The sequence below is a fragment of the Christensenella intestinihominis genome (assembly GCF_001678845.1).
In the GTDB taxonomy this organism is placed as follows: Bacteria; Bacillota; Clostridia; order Christensenellales; family Christensenellaceae; genus Christensenella; species Christensenella intestinihominis.
This window is the reverse complement of record NZ_MAIQ01000001.1, coordinates 23146-42932: the sequence shown is the minus strand read 5'-3', so window position 1 is coordinate 42932 and position 19787 is coordinate 23146. Positions and strand designations below refer to the sequence as shown.

Sequence of the window (19787 nt, the reverse complement as noted above, 5' to 3'; positions counted from 1 at the left end):
GTCGTTATTCGTCTTTGATGATTCCGGGGTTTTTGAGCAGCGGGTCGACCACATTAATAATTCCGCCGCCGAGGCTTTCCACGCGCTCGCCGTTAAGCAGGAACTGGACCCGTTTAATATTTTCAATATTGGTCAACGTATTAACGATTGAATAAATCATCATGGATTCATCCTTCCGGCTGATTCCTTCCAGCTTTCCGGAAATGGAAGCGTTAAAATCAACAACCGCCGTATCTCCCGCCAGATAGACATCGTTCACGTCATCCATCGAAATACCCGACAAAAACGCCGGGCTCACGTCTTTATCGTCCATTCCTGCCGGGCCGCGCATCAACTCCGCAAGAATTTCTTCCGGATACCCTGCCGTTCCCTGCGCCACCATACGCTCCACACTCATAAATAAAGTATATGTGGAATTTGGAAAATACAAAAGAATATTGTTTCCGAGCAGCTCGTCGCTCATTGGCTGGGTATAAACAACCGGCTCCGCCTGCGCACTGCCGTTTACATATATTTCTATCCCGTCTATATCCGGCATAAACCCAATAATTGTTTTTGCAAGGGCCAACGCCGCAATTTTTTCCCCATCGCTAAATTGCTGCGTAATTGCCACGGGCGCCTTGTTGAAGTTAAGCCGCACAATGGTCTGCCCGTCCTCGAGGGTAACGATTTCCGTCCCGATGAGCTCCGCAATGGTTTTATCGATTACGGACATATGCTGGTAGGTGTTTTCCGGCCCGCGCATCATCCCCTGCACCACAGTATTAATCATCTCTTCCGGGCGGTTCGTCTCAAATTGGAAACTTCTTGCCTCCGGCACTAAAAATTGCTCCGTCCGGTCCAAAAAATAAAGCATGATGTCCATCGACGGTTTTTCCATACGGGCGCGCTGTTCAATCTTTGTCTGCTCTTCCTGGAGCGTCCCCTTAGGTTTTTGCAGTACGCCGACCGGCTGGCCTTCGTATCCCGCCTGAACGCCGTTGACAAAAATGTTAATGTAGGATACGCCTGAAAAATCCACAAGGGTGGATACAAGCGCCAGTTCCATCACCGTAATTTCTTCATCGGTTTTTTCTTCATCGGTTTTTAAAAAAACATTTATCAGGTTGGGCAGTATTTCAATCCCTTCATAGGCGAATCCCTCCGCAACCGGCGCATAGTTATCCGAGGCCGGGCCGTCGAGGATTGCTTCAATGATTTTCTTCTCTGCCCGCTCATTTTGGCCTACCGCCAGCCTGCGGGTTTCCGCGGCAAGCGTCGGTTCGGATTTTGATTTATCCAGAAAATAGAGCGCAGGATTGATGGTAATGCTCGGTTCCAAATTAACCGTGCGCATTACCGTCTCCGTTTCCGCATCATTATTTTGTTGATTTGTGTCCTCGTCCTCCCTCACGACGGAACAGCCTGAAAGCAGCAATATTCCAATGAGCAGGACAGCCAGCAACCGTTTCATATATCACCTATGACAAGAAATTTCGTTTGAATGTAGTATACGTCATTTTCCATACATCATTTTCCAGAATTAACCGGATTGGAACATTTGAGACCGTTTTCGCGTCCCCATCGCGCAGCTTTAATACATAGCTTGCCATTACAACTTCGGTAAGGTCATCCGCGCTTTGTATTTCGTCGCCGATTTCAACATCCGAAACGACGAGCTTCGCAGTGGTAATTTCGCTTTTGAAATCCTCAAGCGACGGCTTATCTTCTCCGTAAAGGTTCTTAAAGGAGATATAACGATAAAGCGTATTCCAATCCTTATTTTCAATGCAATTCATAATTTCACGCAAGGTATTCTGCCCGTTCAGGTCAAGGGCGCCCCGGCGTTCCAGCGCTTCGGTGGTTCCTTCCCCGTCGAGTCCCGCTTCTTCGAGCGTCAGCGGACGGCCCGTTCCGGTTCCGTCGTCGTCAATATAAATCTGTACGCGGGAAAAATTCCCCTGCTCCACAATGGTATTTACAATGGAATAGGTTGCCAGCATCCTTCTCGTTTTTTCATAGGTATCATTTTCGGCAGCCCCGTCTGCCGGGGAAGTTTCCGGCGGCGTTAAAAATTCCTGGCTGAGTGTTACGGAGAGGAACGTTCCGTCCTGGGCAACATTTACCACCTTGGTATTTGGATTGATAAGCTGTGTTAAATCGGTGCGGGCGGTTGAAGGCCCCTTGATCAATTCCGCAATAATGGAAGCCTCGGAATTTTCATTGATGGGAACGGAAAAAACGCGTACCTCGCCAATCAAAAGCGCTTCCTGCATATATCCGAAATATAAGCGTGCCGTTTCCTTATCCTTGCTGACTGCTTCGGGCAGCGGATTGATTTGGATTGCCGCTTCCTCCGAAGGCGTTGCGGACGGCGCTTCGATTTGCTGTGTGCATGCCGTGATTCCCAAAACAGAAACGCAGCACAAGACCATGCAAACCAGTTTTCTCCATTGCTTCATAATATGTCCTCCGTATGCTGGGCCAGCGGAACCACGAGTGTAAACACGGACCCTTTGCCTTCCTTGCTTTCCACATCAACACGTCCGCCGTGCATCAGGGCAATCCGGCGCACAATATGCAAGCCGAGGCCCGTTCCCCCGGTTTCGCGGGAACGAGCCTTATCCACGCGGTAAAAACGTTCAAAAATATGCTCCAGATGCTCCGGGCTCATTCCCACGCCATCATCTTCAATGCGAACCGCTCCTTCGCCGCCATGATGCTTTGTCGTCACAAACACATGCCCGCCATCGCTCGTATATTTGATTGCATTTTCAATCAGGTTATTGATCGCCTGCCGCAGCTTCAGCGGATCGCACTCCAGTTCAAAATCGTCGCTGACATCCGTCCTGACCCGGATATTCCGCTCTTTCGCAATTGGTTCAAGGGCATTCACGCATTTATTTACAATGGAGGAAATCCGCACTTTTTCAAGATTTATCGTAACGATGTCGCTGTCCATCTTTGACAGCAGCAGCAGGTCTGTGATAAGGCTGTTCATCCGGTCGATTTCACCGTTGATATCGCCCAGGAATTCCTTATAAACTTCCTCCGGAACATTGTCCTGATACAACATGGATTCCACCAGAATTTTCATGGAGGCAAGCGGGGTTTTCAGTTCGTGGGAAGCATCCGACACGAATTCGCTCCTCTGCTGGTCCATATTCTGTATCCGGCCGCACATCATATCAAAGGTTTGGGCCAACTCGGCAACCTCGCCTTTCCCGCGGATATTCGCCCGTTGGGAAAGATCGCCGTTGGAAATCTTTATCGCAACGTCGGTCAGCTTTTTGATCGGTTTTGTAATCAGGTTTGTCGTAAACAGGCTGATGATAATAATAATTCCGCAGGCAAGCAAAAATATGGTAAGCGTACGCTCCTGCAGCATGGCAGTTGCGTTTACCACATCCTGTATACTGGAAGAATAGAGCACAGCCCCGATAACCTGCCCGTTATGGACAATGGAGGACGTGCAGTAAACGGCCCAGAAATTTCCGCTGCCGGGATCGTTAATGGAATGAAACCCGTAAGAGGATGAATTCCGGCCATATAAAATGTCGTTCACTTCCCGATCCGACAATTTAACCCCGTTCAAATCGGAAAAACTATCTACAGCAACAATCCCGGAACTATTCAGAACCAGAAAACGGCCGCCCGAATCATTTCCGTTGTTCACCACGATATCATACATTGTCCCCGCATCATCATCCGAAAGATACGGCGCTACCTGGACCGCAGTGCTGTTCGCCGCCTTTGTCAGTGACGAAATCCGCTGGTTGACTAAATAATCCTCCACCAGCGACGAAACCGCAATGGATACCAAGCCAAATACGATTCCTACAAGAACCAGATAGATGACGGCAAATTGCCACCTGATAGAGTATAGCAGCTTATTTGTTCGTAAAATAATAGCCAACTCCCCATTTTGTTAAGATATATTCCGGTTTCGCCGGATTTTGCTCAATTTTTTCACGAAGGCGGCGAATGTGCACATCCACCGTGCGCAAATCCCCCTGGTGTTTCCAAACGAGCTCCAGCAGCGTGTTCCTGTCAAACACCTTGCCCCTGTTTGTAATAAAAAGGTTCAGCAGGTCAAATTCCTTCGCGGTAAGGTTGACGTCTTCCCCTTTGATTTCCACACTGCGGTTAATCAGGTTGACCTTCATGTCTTTCACCTGGATTGCCTGCGTATCGGCCACCGTTTTCTGCGCACCCGCCCGACGGAGGATCGTCTTAATGCGTGCTTTCAGTTCAAGCATATTAAACGGCTTGGTCATATAATCATCCGCACCAAATTCAAGGCCCATAATCTTATCCATATCTTCGCCTTTTGCGGTCAGCATGATGATCGGCACTTCCGATACGCTGCGTATTTTCTGGCATACTTCCATCCCGTCGATCTTAGGCAGCATCAAATCCAGGAGAATAAGGTCATGCTTTTCCGGATCAAAAATATTTAACGCTTCCTCCCCGTCATAAGCAACGTCGATCACATAGCCCTCTTGTTGTTCTAAATTAAAACGCAGGCCCTTCACCAAAGTCGGCTCGTCATCCACAATCAAAATATTTTTTGCCATAATGAATGCTCCTTATTAAGACATTAATTTATTATAGCATACCCGTTATGATTTTGTAACGCTTTCTTATATAAAAAGGCGGCTTTCACCGCCTTGCAATCATTTATCCGCTTAATAAATTTTCTCCGAAAATTAACCGGCGTTCTCCGTATCCCCTCCCAAAAGGGATACGACATCCAACACCTTCTTAAAAAAAGCGCTGCGCACAAGATTTCCCCGCCGGATTTCCGTGAAAATTTCTCCGTCCCTCAAAAACAGGACCCGGCTGCAATAGCTTGCCGCAAATGCGTCATGGGTTACCATAAGGATCGTAGCATGAAGACGCTTATTCATATTGGCAAAACTTTCAAGCATCCGGCGGGCGGCGCGGGAGTCAAGCGCCCCGGTCGGTTCGTCCGCGAGCACCAGCGCGGGCTGCGTCACAATTGCTCGGGCAGCCGCCACACGCTGCTTCTGGCCGCCGGATAACTCCCCCGGATATTTGTCCAGGATATCGCTGATTTCGAGCGCGTCTGCCACCTGCGCGACAAGAACGCGCAGCTCCTTATAGTTGATTTGGTTGATCGTAAGCGTAAGCGCTATATTTTCATAGGCAGTCAGTGAATCGATGAGCCCAAACTCCTGGAACACAAGCCCCAGCTGCTCCCGCCGAAACCGGGCAAGATGTTCCGGCTTTATCTGGGCAACATCGGTTCCGTTGATATAAACATGTCCTGTCGTTACGGTATCGATTGCCGAAATACAATTGAGCAGGGTCGTCTTCCCGCTGCCTGACGGCCCCATAATCCCGACAAACTCCCCTTTGTCTACGCCGAAGCTGACCCCGGCAAGCGCCCTTGAGACATTCCTCCTGCCGCCATATATCTTTTCAATGTCGTCCACCCAAAGCAAATGTTCCATAACCCTTTGTCCTATGCTTTTTTATAGTCAGGAATGATTCCGAGTGTTTCGGTTTCGCTCATCCCCGCATTGACCAAAAAGAAGGCGCTTACAAAAACCATCACCGCATAAAACATTTTTTTCACTTTCATCACTCCTTTTCTTTATTTGATACTTCAATTATAAGCCGCACTTCTTAACGGGAATCGTTTAAAATCCTTACGATATTCTTACGATCTTTTGAAGCGGAGGACAGGCTGTTTCCTCCACAAAAAAGAAGATGCTTTTTACGCATCTTCCTTCAGGCTGGGAATTTTGTTGTATTTACGCAGCATACCGATAAGCGTACGAATGGATTTACTTTCTTACTTCGTCGATCAGGCGCTTCGCATTGCCGTAAAATACATCCTTCACATCTTCCGGCCTCAGCCCGCACGAGGCCGCCGCGCGCTTAAAAGCCAGTATTTCTTCATACATGAAAAAGGTGATCTTCTTTCCTTCTTCTTCGCCGACCTCCCGCATGTGCGAATCTTTCGATACATCCCCATACATGCCGGGCGGCACAAGGTTGACATAGGTTCCATTTTCCGTAATCCTGTGCGTGCGCATACGCAGGATTGGCAAATCGCTGCCGAACAGGATGCGCTTCGGTCCTACCGCTTCAATCAGCCTTTCTATCACTTCCTGGTTACAGTTCGCTGTAAAGTCGAACAAAAGGTCGTCCGCCGGAGCAAGCCGTTCAAAAGCATCCCCGATGTCATCGGTCGTATACGCCCGTCCAATATGTGCGATAATCAGCTTGATTCCGGGATATTTTTGTTTTATTTCCAGTATCTGCTCGATATTTACCGGGTCCTTCAGCCTTCCATTACGGGGAATATGCAGCATCATGATCCAGCCATGCCGGTCCAACACGTCCAGCTGATGCGGAGGAAAAAAATCAAAAATACGAATTTCAGCTTCCGGAATATATTCCGGGGATAATGACAGGTAGGATTTCAACCCCAGGAAACCGCCTGAAATTATTTCCCGTTCTATTTCTTCAGCGCTTTGGAAGGGGTAGGAAAAGTAAAGCGCGGGATATCCGCTTTTTTGCGAGCTTTCCGAAACATAGCGGTTAGCCGCCGCCCCGTCGTCCCCGTGGCTCAGGTTTGAAAAAATCAGCGCCTTTACGTCTTTGCCGGGAAACATCAGCCCGTAGGATTCCATAAGGTCTTCGATGCTGTTGTCACGGGCAACCATCTCCGGCCATGCCACTACCCGGGTCTGTACAGCGGGATTTTTTTCCTTTTTGAACTTTCTCAGATATACATGCGTATGGATATCAATAATTTGTTCCGGCAGGAAATCCCTTAGTTTTTCATCATAAATGTTTCGATCCAAATCAGTTACTTCAAAAAGGCTCATTTCAAATTACTCCTTCTTTTAATCAAACGGTCAATTTATCCAAGCCGCCGGCCGCCGCCGCATGGTCCTTGAATTTTTCAAACAGCGCCGGATAAACCCTGGCATTCCGTCCGGGAGAAATATGGCAGAAATCCGCTGCTAGCGCCTCCGTCCCTTCGCGAAAACTGTGGAATAATCCGCATCCGACACCCGCCAGCACCGCCGCCCCGACACAAGCAATATCGGCAACCTGCGGCACCAGCAAGGGTACTCCCGTGATGTCTGCTATAATCTGCGTCCACACATCGCTTTTTGACGCTCCACCCAGTATTTTAATTTCTTTCATCTTATATCCGGCCAGGCGGAACGTTTCCAGTATCCAGGCGATTTGATATGCTACGCCTTCCATGACGGCCCTTGCCATATGGTATTTCCCATGCGCCAGGTCCAGTCCGGTAAAAGCGCCCCGGAAATCAGACCTTGTTAAAGGATACGGCGCTCCTGCAAGATAAGGATAGAAAGTCATGCCGTCCGCGCCCGCCTCGATTTTTTTTACATGGTCGTTTATTTCGTCAAAGGGGAGCGGTTCCCCGCCGGAAAGTGGGCAAATATTTTTTCTCAGCCATTCAAGGCAGGCGCCCCCGGTTATAACCGACAGAAGCTCTCCCCATTTTCCACGAACCGTATGCCTGCTGCGCTGGGCCCCTGAAATACACGGAGCATCGGTGATGGCCGTCACCACCCATGCGGTTCCTGTTCCAATCACCACATCGCCGCTTTCGATGGCTCCGGCGCCAAGCGCCACACAGTACTGGTCATGGCCGCCGCTGATTACGGGAACGCCTTTCCTAAGGCCCAACTCACGAGCCGCATCCTTGGTCAGGGTTCCTGCCATTTCTCCTGACGGCACCACATCCGGCAGTTGGTTTCCAGATACTCCCAAAAACGATAAAATTTTATCATCCCATTCGCCGGCAGTAATATTTACCATCTGGTTAATTCCGCCGTTGGACAGATCGACGGCATATCGTCCCGTCATCTTTCCCGTCATATAATCGGGAACCGACAGGAATTTTGCCACCCGTCCGAACATTTCCGGCTCATGCTTTTTCATCCATAAAATCTGCATGGCATTCATGGAATCGCAAAGGCTCCATCCTGTCGTATCATAAATATATTGTTCCCCGAGCGTCAGGGCCGTCTCTTCTTTTTCCGCCCAGCACCGCGTATCATTCCATAAAACGGCCGCCTTCAGCGGATTCCCCGATGCATCCACTGGAACAAAGGTTCCCCCTTGCGTGGAAAGGCTTATTGCCGCGACATCATTGCCCCTTTCGCTTTTTTCACAGCATTCCCGCACGGTTTCGCATGCCGCTTTCCACCAATCGCGTGCATCCTGTTCCGAATAGCCCGGCTTCCTGTTTTCGCACCTGTAACTTCGATAAGACGAAGCCAGAATTTTCCCGTGTATATCGATAAGCAGCGCTTTGGTTCCGGTCGTCCCGATATCCAGCCCTATTAAGCAGTCTTTCATTTTTCTTTCCCCACGGCAATCCCTCCGGTATGCGGGCTTTTCCCGCATGCCGGAGGAAGTTGCTGTATCCTGATTGTTATTCCGCTTCCCAGCACTCAAAAGGCTGTGCAATCGCCTCGCTGACAAATACCGACGTCTTGAACAGCTGCAGAATAGAGGCCGGGACCTGCATGCTGACCGGTCCGTACAACGTCAGCCGGGAGATCATCCGCTGCCATGTATCGACCCCGCCCATGAAAGTAAGGCTATGCATCTCGAAACGGTCTTTGGCCGCTTTGATATCGCGCGGACCGATTGTGGCGGCCCTTGGCGGAACGTTCGCCACGTCTCCGCTTTTGCCGAACACCCCAAAAAGCGAGTTCTCTGCAACCGTCAGGGGATGCTGGGTAACCAGCCTCGACCCGAGCGTTAAAAACTCCTCCATTGATCCAGCCTTGAATTCCTCCGTATCCGGATCAATGAACGCAATATGTCCCGGCCATCCCGTCGCGCTATAGCAGACATCTACGCCGCCGCCTGTGACGTCCTCAATAATTTTGGAATAATCCTTAATGTTTTGCGTCGTCGGGTAATGGAAGTGGTCTTCGGGCGGACGCAGGTCCGGGTCCAGCTTTTCATAGAAAAACTTCTGGAAGGAATGCCCCAGTCCCGCTTCATAGGAAAGCGGAGCGACTTCGCCGTCCTCATTGGCCCATTCATCCATATCAAACGTATGGAGATTACGGCAGCTGACCCCAAAACGGTTACATAACAGCGCCACATTCGAATAGGCAGAGGCCCACGGGTTCGGTAAAATAAACGACAAAGGTTTGTCCTGTTCGTCGGATTCCTTGATCCGTGTAAACATATCGGCAACAAAAACCGAAGTAACGTCTGCAACAATTTTTATCCTGAAATCTGGATTCTCGTGTTTTTCCATATCCTCACGCCTGATATTCCTGCAATGCTCAAGCACATTTTTATCGCGGAACGGAATCCAGGATGCCGGTGTGAAATCAAAATTCTTACTCATTTTAAGCCTCTCTTTCAATAATCCATTTTTTAGTAGTCAATCAGCTCATGCCTTTCAATCGGCCTTGCCATATCTTCACTAACATAAATCGTTCCTTTGGAAAGCTGGTAAATCGAAGCGGGCACGTCTTTGGTTACCGGCCCGTAAAGCTGGAGCCTTGAAATCATTCTCTCCCACGAGCTGTATCCGCCCAAAAAGCCAAGGTCATGGCGTTCCAGATGATCCCGTGCATGATAAATATCCCGCGGGCCTATGGATACGGAGCAGCAGGGCGTATAGGCCAAATCCCCGCAGTCGCCGAAATCCGGCGCATTGGAATTCTGAATGATTGTGAGCCTGTGATTGTCGACAAACCGCGCCCCGAGCGTCAGGAACTCCTCCAGGGAATCAGCCTGGAACGCCTTGCTCATCGGGTCGATAAAGGCAGTATGGCCAATCCACCCTGTCGCCGATATGATAAGGTCCGCGCCTCCGTCTCCCGTTTCTTCAATCAAGTCGGAATAATGTTCGATATTTTCATTGGTATAGTAATGCATTTGTTCCAGCGGCGGACGCAGGTCCGGCCGGAAACTCATATAGAAATGCCGGAGAAATTCCCCGCCCAAAGACGGCGCATAGGAAATCGGCGCTACATTCCCGTCGGCATCGGCCCATTCGTCCATACAAAACGCATGGATATTCCGCGCGCTGATGTTGTTCTCATTGCACATCCTGCCCACCGCGGAATAAATTTCTTTCCATGAATTTGGAAAGATAATGACCGTTTTCCTGTCTTCCAGGTCAGAACGCCAAACCCAGTTGAAAAGCTCCGCCGTAATTGCGCTGGATGGATTCGGAACAACGCGGACTTTGTAATCCTCACAGGGATGCGGAAGCGTTTCCATTTCATCACGCCTGATGTTACGGCAGTAATCCAAAATCTTTTTATCCTTGACCGGAATCCATTCGGATGGCCGGAATGTAAAAGTATTTTCATTCATTCGATAGCACCTCCCTTATAGCCATTCTTGCAGCGGATCGCTGTCCGGCGGGTAATAAATATCCTGTGAAATCGCAAAATCCGTATAACAGCGCCCCTTGAACAATCTCAGCATTGACGCAGGAACCTGCTGCGTTACCGGTCCAAACAGCATAAGACGTGAAATCAGCCTCTGCCACGAAGTATTCGCGCCGCACGGCGCACGGAATTGAAACTCCGCGTGATCCCTTGCGTGTGCGACGTCCCGCGGGCCGATTGTCGCCATTTTGGGCGGAACGTTGGCAACATCGCCCGAGCATCCAAAAATTCCATGCAGCGATTCTTCCGCAATCGATTCCGGCAACGGGGTTATTACCCGCGATGTAAGCCGCAGGTACTCCTCCATGCTCCCGGCGGAAAACTCTTTAACCGGGTCGATTCCCGCAATCCGTCCGGACCAGCACACGCTGGTATAAACAGCATCCGCCCCGCCGTTCCCGCACTCGTCGATCAGATCGGAATAGGCGGCGACATTTTTTGTTGTTATCGGCACAATATTTTCCCGCGGAGGCCGCAAATCTTTATCCAGGCGTCCATAAAAATACTTCATGAACTGATATTGCTTTCCGCATCCATACCCTGCCGGAGCGACATTTCCATTTTCATCCGCATATTCGGATTGTAAAAAGATGTGAACGTTACGCAGGCTGACACGATATTTGTTCAATGCTTCCGTCAGGCTGATATAGAGTGAATTTTCATGCCCGGGCACAATGACTGTAAGCTTGCGGTCTTCCATATCCGATTTTTTTATGCGGCAGAACAAATCCGTAACAAAATAGTTCCGCGCATCATAGACCAGCAGCAGCTTGAAATCCGGGTTTTCAAAAACCGTTTTTTCCATATCCGCCTGCCTTATATTACGGCATTTTTCGAGGATTTCCCGATCCCTGAACGGCAGCCATGGCGCCGGATCGTAGATAAAACATTTACTGCTCATATACCTTCCCTCCTAATTTAGGAATTTATTTCTCAATACCGCACCACCGCATCAGGAAAAGAGCGACCGCTTTCGTGCAGTTCAGGAAATCAACGCAATCGACATATTCGTCCGGCTGGTGGGCTCCTCCGTATAGCTTGAAATCCCTCATGATTCCATAGCCGAACGAGGCCGGGGACCCGTATTCCATGTATAAAAAGAGATCACTGAGACAAGCTCCTGTCTTTTTGATCGGATTCCCGCTGGTTTCAGACGCGCATTCGGCCATCAGGCAGACGGCAGGGTCTTCCGCATCCGCGTATTTATAATCGAAATACCGGCTGACCTCCTGGAAACCGTCAAAAACGAGCCCCAGGCCATCAAGTTTTTCCCGCATACGGCGTTCTATATGATGCAGTTCATTCCACACCTCTTCTTTTGTCCGGTCCGTATAGAAAGAAAACTGAACGCGGCCATGCGCCATGTCGAATCCGCCGCCGCAGCTAAAACAGGTAATCCGCATCGCGGAACGCTGGATGTCACTGCCTGCAAAAAAGCCGTTCTTACCCAATTCCTCGCGTCTCGCCTGTCCGAACTTTTCCAGCTCTTCGTTCAGCAAATTCATTCCGCTTACCACGAGGGCCGCTGAATCCTGCGGCTCTTTGGCACGAATTTCAGCGGCAAGGGCCTGTCCGCCCACTGAGGCGATCCATAATTCGCGCTCGCTGTTTCCGGCATCCAGGTTGACGTAAACGTCACATGGATACTTCACGCAGGAAGCGATTGTCCCGTTTCCGCCTCCGTCTTCTTCATCACAGTAGGCAGACAGAATTACATTCTCCCGCAGACGCAATCCACATTCCATAATGGCCTTCAATGCGAAAACGCCGGTAGCCAGCCCAAATTTGTTGTCACAGCTCCCACGGCCATAAATACGGCCGTCGCGAATCTCCCCGCCCAACGGGTCTACACTCCAGTCTTTCGGGTCCCCGATTTCCACCGTATCCATATGGGCCGCAACCATAACGCTTTTATTACCTTCCGTCCCACGGTATACGCCCCCTACGTTAGGCCGTTTGTCTGTTCCCCGGCCCGGAAGATAAGCCGGATGGCCCTTCAGGTAATCGTCCGGGTAATATTGCTCCGTTTCCAGCCCTATACCTTCGTACAGCTTTTTTACCGCATCCGCACATTCCGCTTCATTCCCATGTGTGATAAAATTTTCCGTATTGATTTTCAGCAAATCCGACAGGCACTCGAAAAGCTCCTGCCGGTTTTCATCCATATAGTTCAGTACCCTTTGTTCGGAATCCATTTTCGTCTCCTTATCAATTTGTAATTACAGATTCTTCTTCAGATAGACCATATCCTTAAGCTGTATTCCGGCTTCATAGATCGGATGATCGTAATGATCCGTAAAAAAGTTTTCGATCCGGTGCGACCGGACGAACCCGCATTTTTCATAAAACGGAACCGTAAGGGGGCTGTCGCCGGTCCCGACCAAAAGCGTACTGCATCCCTGCTCCTTACACCGGTCCGCGGCATAATCGATCAAAATCCGTCCATACCCTTTTCCGCGGGCCGCTTCCGCTGTGGCTATATTTTTAATCTCACCGACATCCCCGTCCGTAACAGTCACGCAAACGCCTTTCACACCATCATCAAAAAGCACATATAAGTCGCCCTTTTCAAGATAGCGGTCTATCATCTCTTCCTGTTCATCCGCAATCAGCAACAGTTCCAGATAATCTTTCTTATTTTCCGTCACATGCTCAACTTTCATTCCTTCTCTCCTTCCCCGCAGGCGCACCCGCCGTCTGAATATTTACAACAGGCAACAAAGTGCCCGGGTTCTATTTCTTTGAACTCCGGCTCAATCCGGCTGCATTCTTCTACGGCCTCGTTGCAGCGCGTATGAAAACGGCAGCCGGAGGGCGGATTCATAGGACTCGGGAGGTCTCCTTCGAGTAATATCCGGTTTCTCCTGATGTCCGGGTCCGGTATCGGTATGGCTGATATCAGCGCCTTCGTATAAGGATGCAGCGGATTAGAGAATAGGCGTTCGTTATCAGCAAGCTCAACCACCTTTCCCAGGTACATCACAGCAATTTGGTCGCAGACATGCTTAATAACGGAAAGGTTATGCGAAATAAACAGATACGTCAGGTGATATTCTTCTTTCAGGTCCTGGAGAAGATTCAGGACCTGTGCCTGTACAGACACATCAAGCGCCGAAACCATTTCATCGCACACAATGAAATCCGGCCGCAAAATCAGGGCCCTTGCTATGCCGATCCTTTGCTGCTGGCCGCCGGAAAATTCATGCGGGTAACGGTTCGCGATCTCGGGCGGAAGGCCTACCGCGCCCAGGGCATCCGTCACAAGTTTCCCCACCAGCTTCCTGTCATGCATATTGATTTTCATCTGCTTACTGTGAAACCGCAGCGGTTCTTCGATGATCTGGCGAACCCGCAGCTGCGGGTTAAGCGAGGCCAGCGGGTCCTGGAAAATAAATTGCATATGCCGACGCATACCGATCAAATCCCTGGACTTAAGGCGATAGATATCCTCTCCCCGGAAAATACTCTCTCCCTCCGTCGGCTCGATGAGTTTCAGCGCTACCCGGCCGAGGGTCGACTTCCCACATCCCGATTCCCCAACCAGGCCCATCGTCACGCCGCGTTCAAAATTGAGCGTTACTCCGTCAACCGCTTTTACATAGCGTGTTTTAAACCCATCTTTCATAGGAAAATATTTTTTGATTCCCTTCATCTGAAACAGTGGTGTCTCACTCATTTTCACAGCCTCCGTTCCTGAAGCACCGCACCATATGCCCTTTTGATACAAACGTCTCATCCGGCATGCTCGTTTTACACTGGTCCATACAACAATCACAACGGTTGGCAAACTTACATCCTTTTGGCAAATCCATAAGGTTTGGCACGGACCCCCGAATGTTATAGAGCTTGCTGTTGCTGTCGTCCGTCAGCTTTGGAATCGCCTTTAAGAGACCTTGCGTATAGGGATGTGCGGGATGCTTGAATATTTCCTCTACTGCGCCGGATTCGATAATGTTGCCGCAATACATAACCACCGCCCTCTCGCACAGCTCGGCGACAACGCCAAGGTCATGCGTAATCATAATGATCGAGGTGCCGATATCGTCCCGCAAATCCTTCATCAGCTCCAGAATCTGGGCCTGTATCGTCACATCGAGCGCAGTCGTCGGTTCGTCTGCGATCAGGATTTCCGGCCGGCAGCAAAGCGCCATGGCAATCATAACCCGCTGCCGCATTCCGCCTGAAAGCGCATTCGGATATTCATCCACGCGTTCTTCAGGAAGCGGGATACCAACGTCTGTCAGAAGCTTTACAGCTTCGGCTTTCGCAGCGTTCTTATCCATTCCGCGGTGCTGCCTTAGGGGCTCCATAATCTGTTCGCCGACCGTAAACAACGGATTCAGTGACGTCATCGGTTCCTGGAAAATCATGGAAATCCTGTTTCCCCGAACCTTTTCAATTTCTTCTTCGGAAAGGGCCAGGAGGTTTTGCCCTTCAAACAGCACCTCGCCGCCGACAATCTTTCCGGGCGGGGATTTTACCAATTGTAAAATGGACATAGCCGTAACGCTTTTTCCGCAGCCGGATTCCCCTACTACGCCAAGGATTTCTCCTTTTTCCAGGTTGAAGCTGACTTTGTCAACCGCTTTTGCAACGCCTGCCCTTGAAAAGAAATGCGTTTCAAGGTCTTTTACTTCCAGTAAATTCATAAGCCTCTCTCCTACTTCAGTTTCATCGGGTCAAACCAGTCGCGCATCGCATCTCCCAGCAGGTTGACGCTCAGCACTACAAGGAAGATGGTTACGGTCGGTACGATGATATAAGTGATCGACTGGTTAATATATTGATTCGCATAGAAAAGCATAGAACCCCATGCCGGCTCCGGCGGCTGGATGCCCAGCCCCAGAAAGCTCATGCCGGCTTCTATCAGCATCGCCGTTGCCGCGAGCAGTGAAAACTCTACCGTGATCGAAGAAATGCAATTCGGCAGGATTGTCCGGAACATAATATACGGGCTTTTTGCGCCGAACGCACGCGTCGCTTCCACAAATTCCCGGTTTTTAAGCGAGAGCACATTCCCTCGCACAATCCGTGCAAATATCGGGAAGCTGACGACGGAGATCGTAAAAATCAACGTCGTTACGGATGGTGCGAAAATTGTAATCAGCAAAATTGCCAGCAGGAAGGACGGGAATGACTGGAACGCATCCATGATACGCATAATGACATTGTCAATCGTTTTCCCGAAATAACCGGCAATGAGCCCCAGCGGAACCCCAAGCAGCAGCGCAATGCCCGCCGCGCCAAAGCCTACCGACAGCGTTGCCCGGGCGCCGTATACGATCCGCGACCACAGGTCCCTTCCAAACTCATCCGTCCCGAGCCAATGAGCCGCCGACGGCCCTTCAAGCTTATGCTGCATATCTATCTCAAGTGGTTCATAGGTTGCCAAAAGCTGCGGACATATCGCCATCAGCAACACGATTACCAATATTACCAACGCAATAACAGTTGTTACCTTTACTCGTCGTATCTTCATAATCAAGCCCTCGTTTAACTCAGTTTGATACGCGGGTCTATTGCCGTATAAACCAGATCAACGACCAGATTGATGACAACAAAAGACAACGCGATAACCAATACCCCGGCCTGCACCGCCGGATAATCCCTGTTGATGACGGATTGGTATATGAACCACCCCAGGCCTGACCAGCCAAAAAGCTGTTCCGTAATAATCGTACCGCCCATCAGCGTTGCAAACTCGTTGCCCACTACGGTAACGAATGTTACAAGCGTATTTTTAAATGCGTGCTTATAGTACACCTTCTTTTGCGGCAGTCCTTTCGCACGCGCGGTACGAATATAATTGGAGCCAAGCACACTGATTGTTTCAGATCGCAGAAATCTTGTAAACACTGCCATCTCAAACAATCCCAGTGTGAGCGCGGGCATAATCAGCAGCCTGATATTTTCCACGGGATTTTGTGCAAAGCTTATATATCCGTTCGGCGGCAGCCACCCAAGCTGTACCGAAAACAAGACAATAAACAGCAATCCCAGGCAAAACCCCGGCATGGCGAGGGCGCTCGTCGTCAGGACGGTCAAGGTCTGGTCCAATCCGCCCCCTGGCTTAAGCGCCGATTTTGTGCCCAATGGAATCGCGATCGCAATCGCAAAAACCAGCGCTACGATAATGAGCTCGAGGCTGACCGGAATTTTCTGGAGGATCAGGTCGCCGATATCCGCTCCATTGCGGAGTGATACGCCGAAATCTCCGGACAGGATTTGCCCGATCCAGATAAAATACTGGATGAAAACCGGCTGGTCGAGGCCCATCTGGGCCGCAATCCTGTCATAATTTTCTTGTGACTGGTCACCGTACGGTCCGATTTTTGTCAATACCGGATCGCCCGGGGCCATGCGAACCGCTGCAAAAACGATTATCGTAACAAGCAGCAAGACCAGTACGGACAGTCCAATCCGTTTTAGGCTATACTTTAAAATGGAAGCACCAGAACGCTGCAATAACATCGCCCCCCAATATCTGATTTTTTGTTAAGTTTTAGATGAAATTCAGGTCATTTTTCCGGCATGAAACGGTAATATGCCGTCTTGCTCTCCGGTATTTTCCGGGCGGCGGAACCGCCGCCCGGCCAACCGGAATATTTCGTCCGGGTTGCTTCTTTTCGCTTTTCCTGCACGGTGTGTCTCCGGCGTCTCTTGTGAAACGCGCAACCCGGCCCTTTTCAAATTCAAATCAGCTTTTTTTGGCTTCTTTCAGGAACAGGTAACCGACAGGATTGACCTGTACGCCACTGAGCGGGTCAACTTGCCCGCAAAGCTGCGGCGCTTCTATCCATTCGACAACCGGATAATTTTCCGCAACCAGCTTCTGGATATTTCCATAAATGTCCGCGCGCTTTGTTTCATCCGTTTCCTTCGCCCCTTCTTCAATCAGGCTGTTCAGTTCGGGCAGGTCCGCAGTCTGGTAATCTTTAAGCTGCGAAAGGATGATCGAGCAGAACATTGCCGGGTCTACGCCAACCATATTGTAATTGTTTGCGATCATGTCGTACGTACGGTTGAGGTAATTGTCCAGCCATATCGACATTTCTTCCTTGCTGATCTTCATATTAATGCCAAGCTGCGCCAGGTCCGCCTGCCAGATTGTCATGGCTTTTTCAGAGGCCGTATCCGCCGTCAGGACTTTGACTTCAAATTCAAAACCGTCCTTGAAGTTCGTCTGTGCAAGAAGCTCCTTCGCGCCTTCCGGGTCATAGGTCCAGTCATAGGTCGGCGTGGAGTACTTTGCGCTGGACGGGAAACAGCTTACAGTCTTATTCCCCATTCCATAGAATATCTGGTCATTAATCGTGTCTGCATCAAAAACCATGAACATTGCCTTTAAGACGTTCGGGTCCTTGAACGCTTCTACGTTATGGCGTCCGATTTCCAAATCCATCAAATTGTTCGAGGCGGATGCCTGCAGGACGTTGAGGCCATTCGTATCTTTAACTGTTTGTGCGTTATCAGGAGTGATGTTGACAAGCAGGTCGACTGCCCCGGCTTCCATATTTGTAATTGCGACCGTGTAGTCCGAGAAGGGTTTTATCATAACTTTTTTGAACGATACTTTATCGGCGTCATAATATTCGTCGAATTTTTCCAGCGAGATGTTATCGTTTGGCGTCCAGCTTATGAACTTGAACGGGCCGGTCCCGACCGGATTTGTGCTCAATGTTGCCGGGTCGGCGCTCTTGCACAAAATTGGCGTATAGGCAATACTGTCAAGGAACGCGGGGGTCGGTTCGTTCAGTTTGAATGTAACCTGGTAGTCGTTATCGGCGGTAACGGAGGTGAGCGTCGTATACTGCGAAGCCCGCCACGCTCCATTATCCGGATTCTGGATATATTCAAAGGTGTACACTACATCCGCAGCCGTAAACGGTTCCCCGTTATGGAATTTTGCATCTTCGCGGAGTGTGAAAGTATAGGTCAGGTCGTCGACTTTATTATATTCGGTGGCCAAATCCATGCTGTACTCCATACTTTCATTATGATGCATCAGGGGCTCATAGCAATTGAAAGCGATTGTCTGCAGATAATTGTTCATCTGATTGGTCTGCGGGTTAAAGTCGTCAATATCCCCGTTGATTCCAATCACAAGTTCATCGCTGTTTCCCGAGGCAGCACCCGCCGGCGAATCTGCGGAAGCAGCGGTTCCTGCCGAATTGCCGGCAGATGCTGTCTCGCCGGATGCATCACCCGAAGAAGAGCCGCATCCCGCCACAACGAGTATGGACAGGACCAACAGTAGAACTATGGCTGTAGTAATACATTTTTTCATGATTTTCTCCCTTCATATTTCCTCTTGGTTTCATTTATTCCCCGGCTTTTATTCAATTTGACCGAATAAAGCCAATTGTTCTGAGTCCGTCATTCTTCAATCAGCACCGCCCGGGCCGGCGCACAGCTGGTATGCATAAAGTTCGCCGCCAGCACCGTCAGTCTGCAACGATTTGCAGTACATTGTTCAAGGTTTATAAATGGGCCTGCCATCAGGATATCTGCCGCGTAGAAATCCTCAAAAAAGTTTTCAGGCCGTTCAAGGTTATCCCATCTTGCCGTATCGCTTCCCAGGATGAAGGGTTTTTTTGAAATAAGCCATTCCATTGCCGCTTTTGTAAAATAAGGCGCTCCATCCAGATTGTGCGGATCGAACCAGTATCTTCCCCACCCGGTTCCCACAAGGATCGCGTCTCCTTCACGAATATCCCCCGAATTGCCGCAGGCCTTAAGGTCGTTCACGGTAATCCCACGGCGCCCGCTTTCAAGGTCCATGTCCCACATTCCTACGTTCAGCACCACGCAGGGAACCTCGTATGTCTTTTCAGCAGGAACGTCGGAGAGCAGGTAGGAATTTTCATTGCCGTAATTGTGGGCGGGCGTTTCCAGATAGGTTCCCGTTTGAGAATGTACCCCCTCAAAAATCTCCGCGCCGACCGTTCTTCCCCCCAGCCAGCCAATCGGCGGCAGCGGTTTGATGTTGACCTTCGGAAAGGGTTCGTCATAATTCCACATTCCATTGTCAATCGGCCCTGTAATATCAATGATTTTTTTCATTACTCATTGACTCCTTTCTATTAATAAGAACCGTAAAAACTGAGATACTTTATTTACTTTTTCACTCCGTTGTGTAGACTACCGCCAAGATTAAATGTTAAAACCTTAATTTACTTTTTCACGTCATTGTGTGGACTAAGTACTGATTGGAATTCGTTAATTCTAATGTTTTAATTTATTTATTAAATTTATATTATAAACTTTATCATAATCATATTTCCCTGTCAACACAAAAATATAATATTTATTAGCCTGTTTTGATTCATTTCGTTTTTCCCTTTGCCTACGCATTTATTTTAG

Annotated in this window: 18 protein-coding genes; all 18 read right to left on the bottom strand. The window is 49.5% G+C overall.

The genetic code is table 11. The annotated features are described in order from the left end of the window. Positions 1-4 precede the first annotated feature (4 nt). Positions 5-1453, bottom strand: a complete 1449-nt coding sequence (locus BBD38_RS00190) for a GerMN domain-containing protein (RefSeq protein ID WP_066683256.1) — start codon at positions 1451-1453, stop codon at positions 5-7. 7 nt (positions 1454-1460) lie between these two features. Continuing rightward, positions 1461-2441: a GerMN domain-containing protein gene (locus tag BBD38_RS00185; RefSeq protein WP_066683254.1), complete on the bottom strand. Its 981-nt coding sequence runs from the start codon at positions 2439-2441 to the stop codon at positions 1461-1463. After that, positions 2438-3895 (bottom strand): sensor histidine kinase, encoded by a 1458-nt coding sequence (locus BBD38_RS00180; protein ID WP_147568028.1) that lies wholly within the window; start codon positions 3893-3895, stop codon positions 2438-2440. The genes BBD38_RS00185 and BBD38_RS00180 overlap by 4 nt, the downstream gene beginning before the upstream one ends. Beyond that, the gene (locus BBD38_RS00175) at positions 3870-4556 is read right to left on the bottom strand and encodes a response regulator transcription factor (RefSeq protein WP_066683250.1); all 687 of its coding nucleotides are present in this window, start codon (positions 4554-4556) and stop codon (positions 3870-3872) included. The genes BBD38_RS00180 and BBD38_RS00175 overlap by 26 nt, the downstream gene beginning before the upstream one ends. Before the next feature lie 132 nt (positions 4557-4688). Further along, a complete protein-coding gene (locus tag BBD38_RS00170) occupies positions 4689-5456 on the bottom strand; it encodes an ABC transporter ATP-binding protein (RefSeq protein ID WP_066683247.1) in 768 nt (255 codons plus the stop codon). A 336-nt stretch (positions 5457-5792) separates the two neighbouring features. After that, positions 5793-6842, bottom strand: a complete 1050-nt coding sequence (locus BBD38_RS00165; RefSeq protein ID WP_066683245.1) for an amidohydrolase family protein — start codon at positions 6840-6842, stop codon at positions 5793-5795. Positions 6843-6864: 22 nt separating this feature from the next. After that, positions 6865-8355 (bottom strand): xylulokinase, encoded by a 1491-nt coding sequence (locus BBD38_RS00160; protein ID WP_066683243.1) that lies wholly within the window; start codon positions 8353-8355, stop codon positions 6865-6867. 76 nt (positions 8356-8431) lie between these two features. After that, positions 8432-9367 carry a sugar phosphate isomerase family gene (locus BBD38_RS00155; protein ID WP_066683241.1) on the bottom strand — a complete coding sequence of 312 codons (936 nt, stop codon included), beginning with the start codon at positions 9365-9367 and terminating at the stop codon, positions 8432-8434. A gap of 29 nt (positions 9368-9396) precedes the next feature. After that, positions 9397-10347 (bottom strand): sugar phosphate isomerase family, encoded by a 951-nt coding sequence (locus tag BBD38_RS00150; RefSeq protein WP_066683240.1) that lies wholly within the window; start codon positions 10345-10347, stop codon positions 9397-9399. A gap of 15 nt (positions 10348-10362) precedes the next feature. After that, complete coding sequence (locus BBD38_RS00145; RefSeq protein ID WP_066683239.1) at positions 10363-11325, bottom strand: sugar phosphate isomerase family; 963 nt, start codon at positions 11323-11325, stop codon at positions 10363-10365. Between the two features lie 25 nt (positions 11326-11350). After that, a complete protein-coding gene (locus tag BBD38_RS00140) occupies positions 11351-12619 on the bottom strand; it encodes a M20 family metallopeptidase (protein ID WP_066683237.1) in 1269 nt (422 codons plus the stop codon). Positions 12620-12643: 24 nt separating this feature from the next. Further along, positions 12644-13087: a GNAT family N-acetyltransferase gene (locus BBD38_RS00135; RefSeq protein WP_066683235.1), complete on the bottom strand. Its 444-nt coding sequence runs from the start codon at positions 13085-13087 to the stop codon at positions 12644-12646. Further along, complete coding sequence (locus tag BBD38_RS00130; RefSeq protein ID WP_066683233.1) at positions 13084-14100, bottom strand: ABC transporter ATP-binding protein; 1017 nt, start codon at positions 14098-14100, stop codon at positions 13084-13086. The genes BBD38_RS00135 and BBD38_RS00130 overlap by 4 nt, the downstream gene beginning before the upstream one ends. Continuing rightward, positions 14093-15073 carry an ABC transporter ATP-binding protein gene (locus BBD38_RS00125; protein ID WP_066683231.1) on the bottom strand — a complete coding sequence of 327 codons (981 nt, stop codon included), beginning with the start codon at positions 15071-15073 and terminating at the stop codon, positions 14093-14095. The genes BBD38_RS00130 and BBD38_RS00125 overlap by 8 nt, the downstream gene beginning before the upstream one ends. 11 nt (positions 15074-15084) lie before the next feature. Next, entirely contained in the window at positions 15085-15903 is an 819-nt protein-coding gene (locus tag BBD38_RS00120) for an ABC transporter permease (protein WP_082989359.1), read from the bottom strand. A gap of 14 nt (positions 15904-15917) precedes the next feature. Continuing rightward, the gene (locus tag BBD38_RS00115) at positions 15918-16889 is read right to left on the bottom strand and encodes an ABC transporter permease (protein WP_172807714.1); all 972 of its coding nucleotides are present in this window, start codon (positions 16887-16889) and stop codon (positions 15918-15920) included. Positions 16890-17121: 232 nt separating this feature from the next. Then, on the bottom strand, positions 17122-18711 hold the full coding sequence (locus BBD38_RS00110; RefSeq protein WP_066683227.1) for an ABC transporter substrate-binding protein: 1590 nt from the start codon (positions 18709-18711) through the stop codon (positions 17122-17124). An 89-nt stretch (positions 18712-18800) separates the two neighbouring features. After that, entirely contained in the window at positions 18801-19487 is a 687-nt protein-coding gene (locus tag BBD38_RS00105; RefSeq protein WP_066683225.1) for a cyclase family protein, read from the bottom strand. Positions 19488-19787: the final 300 nt, after the last annotated feature.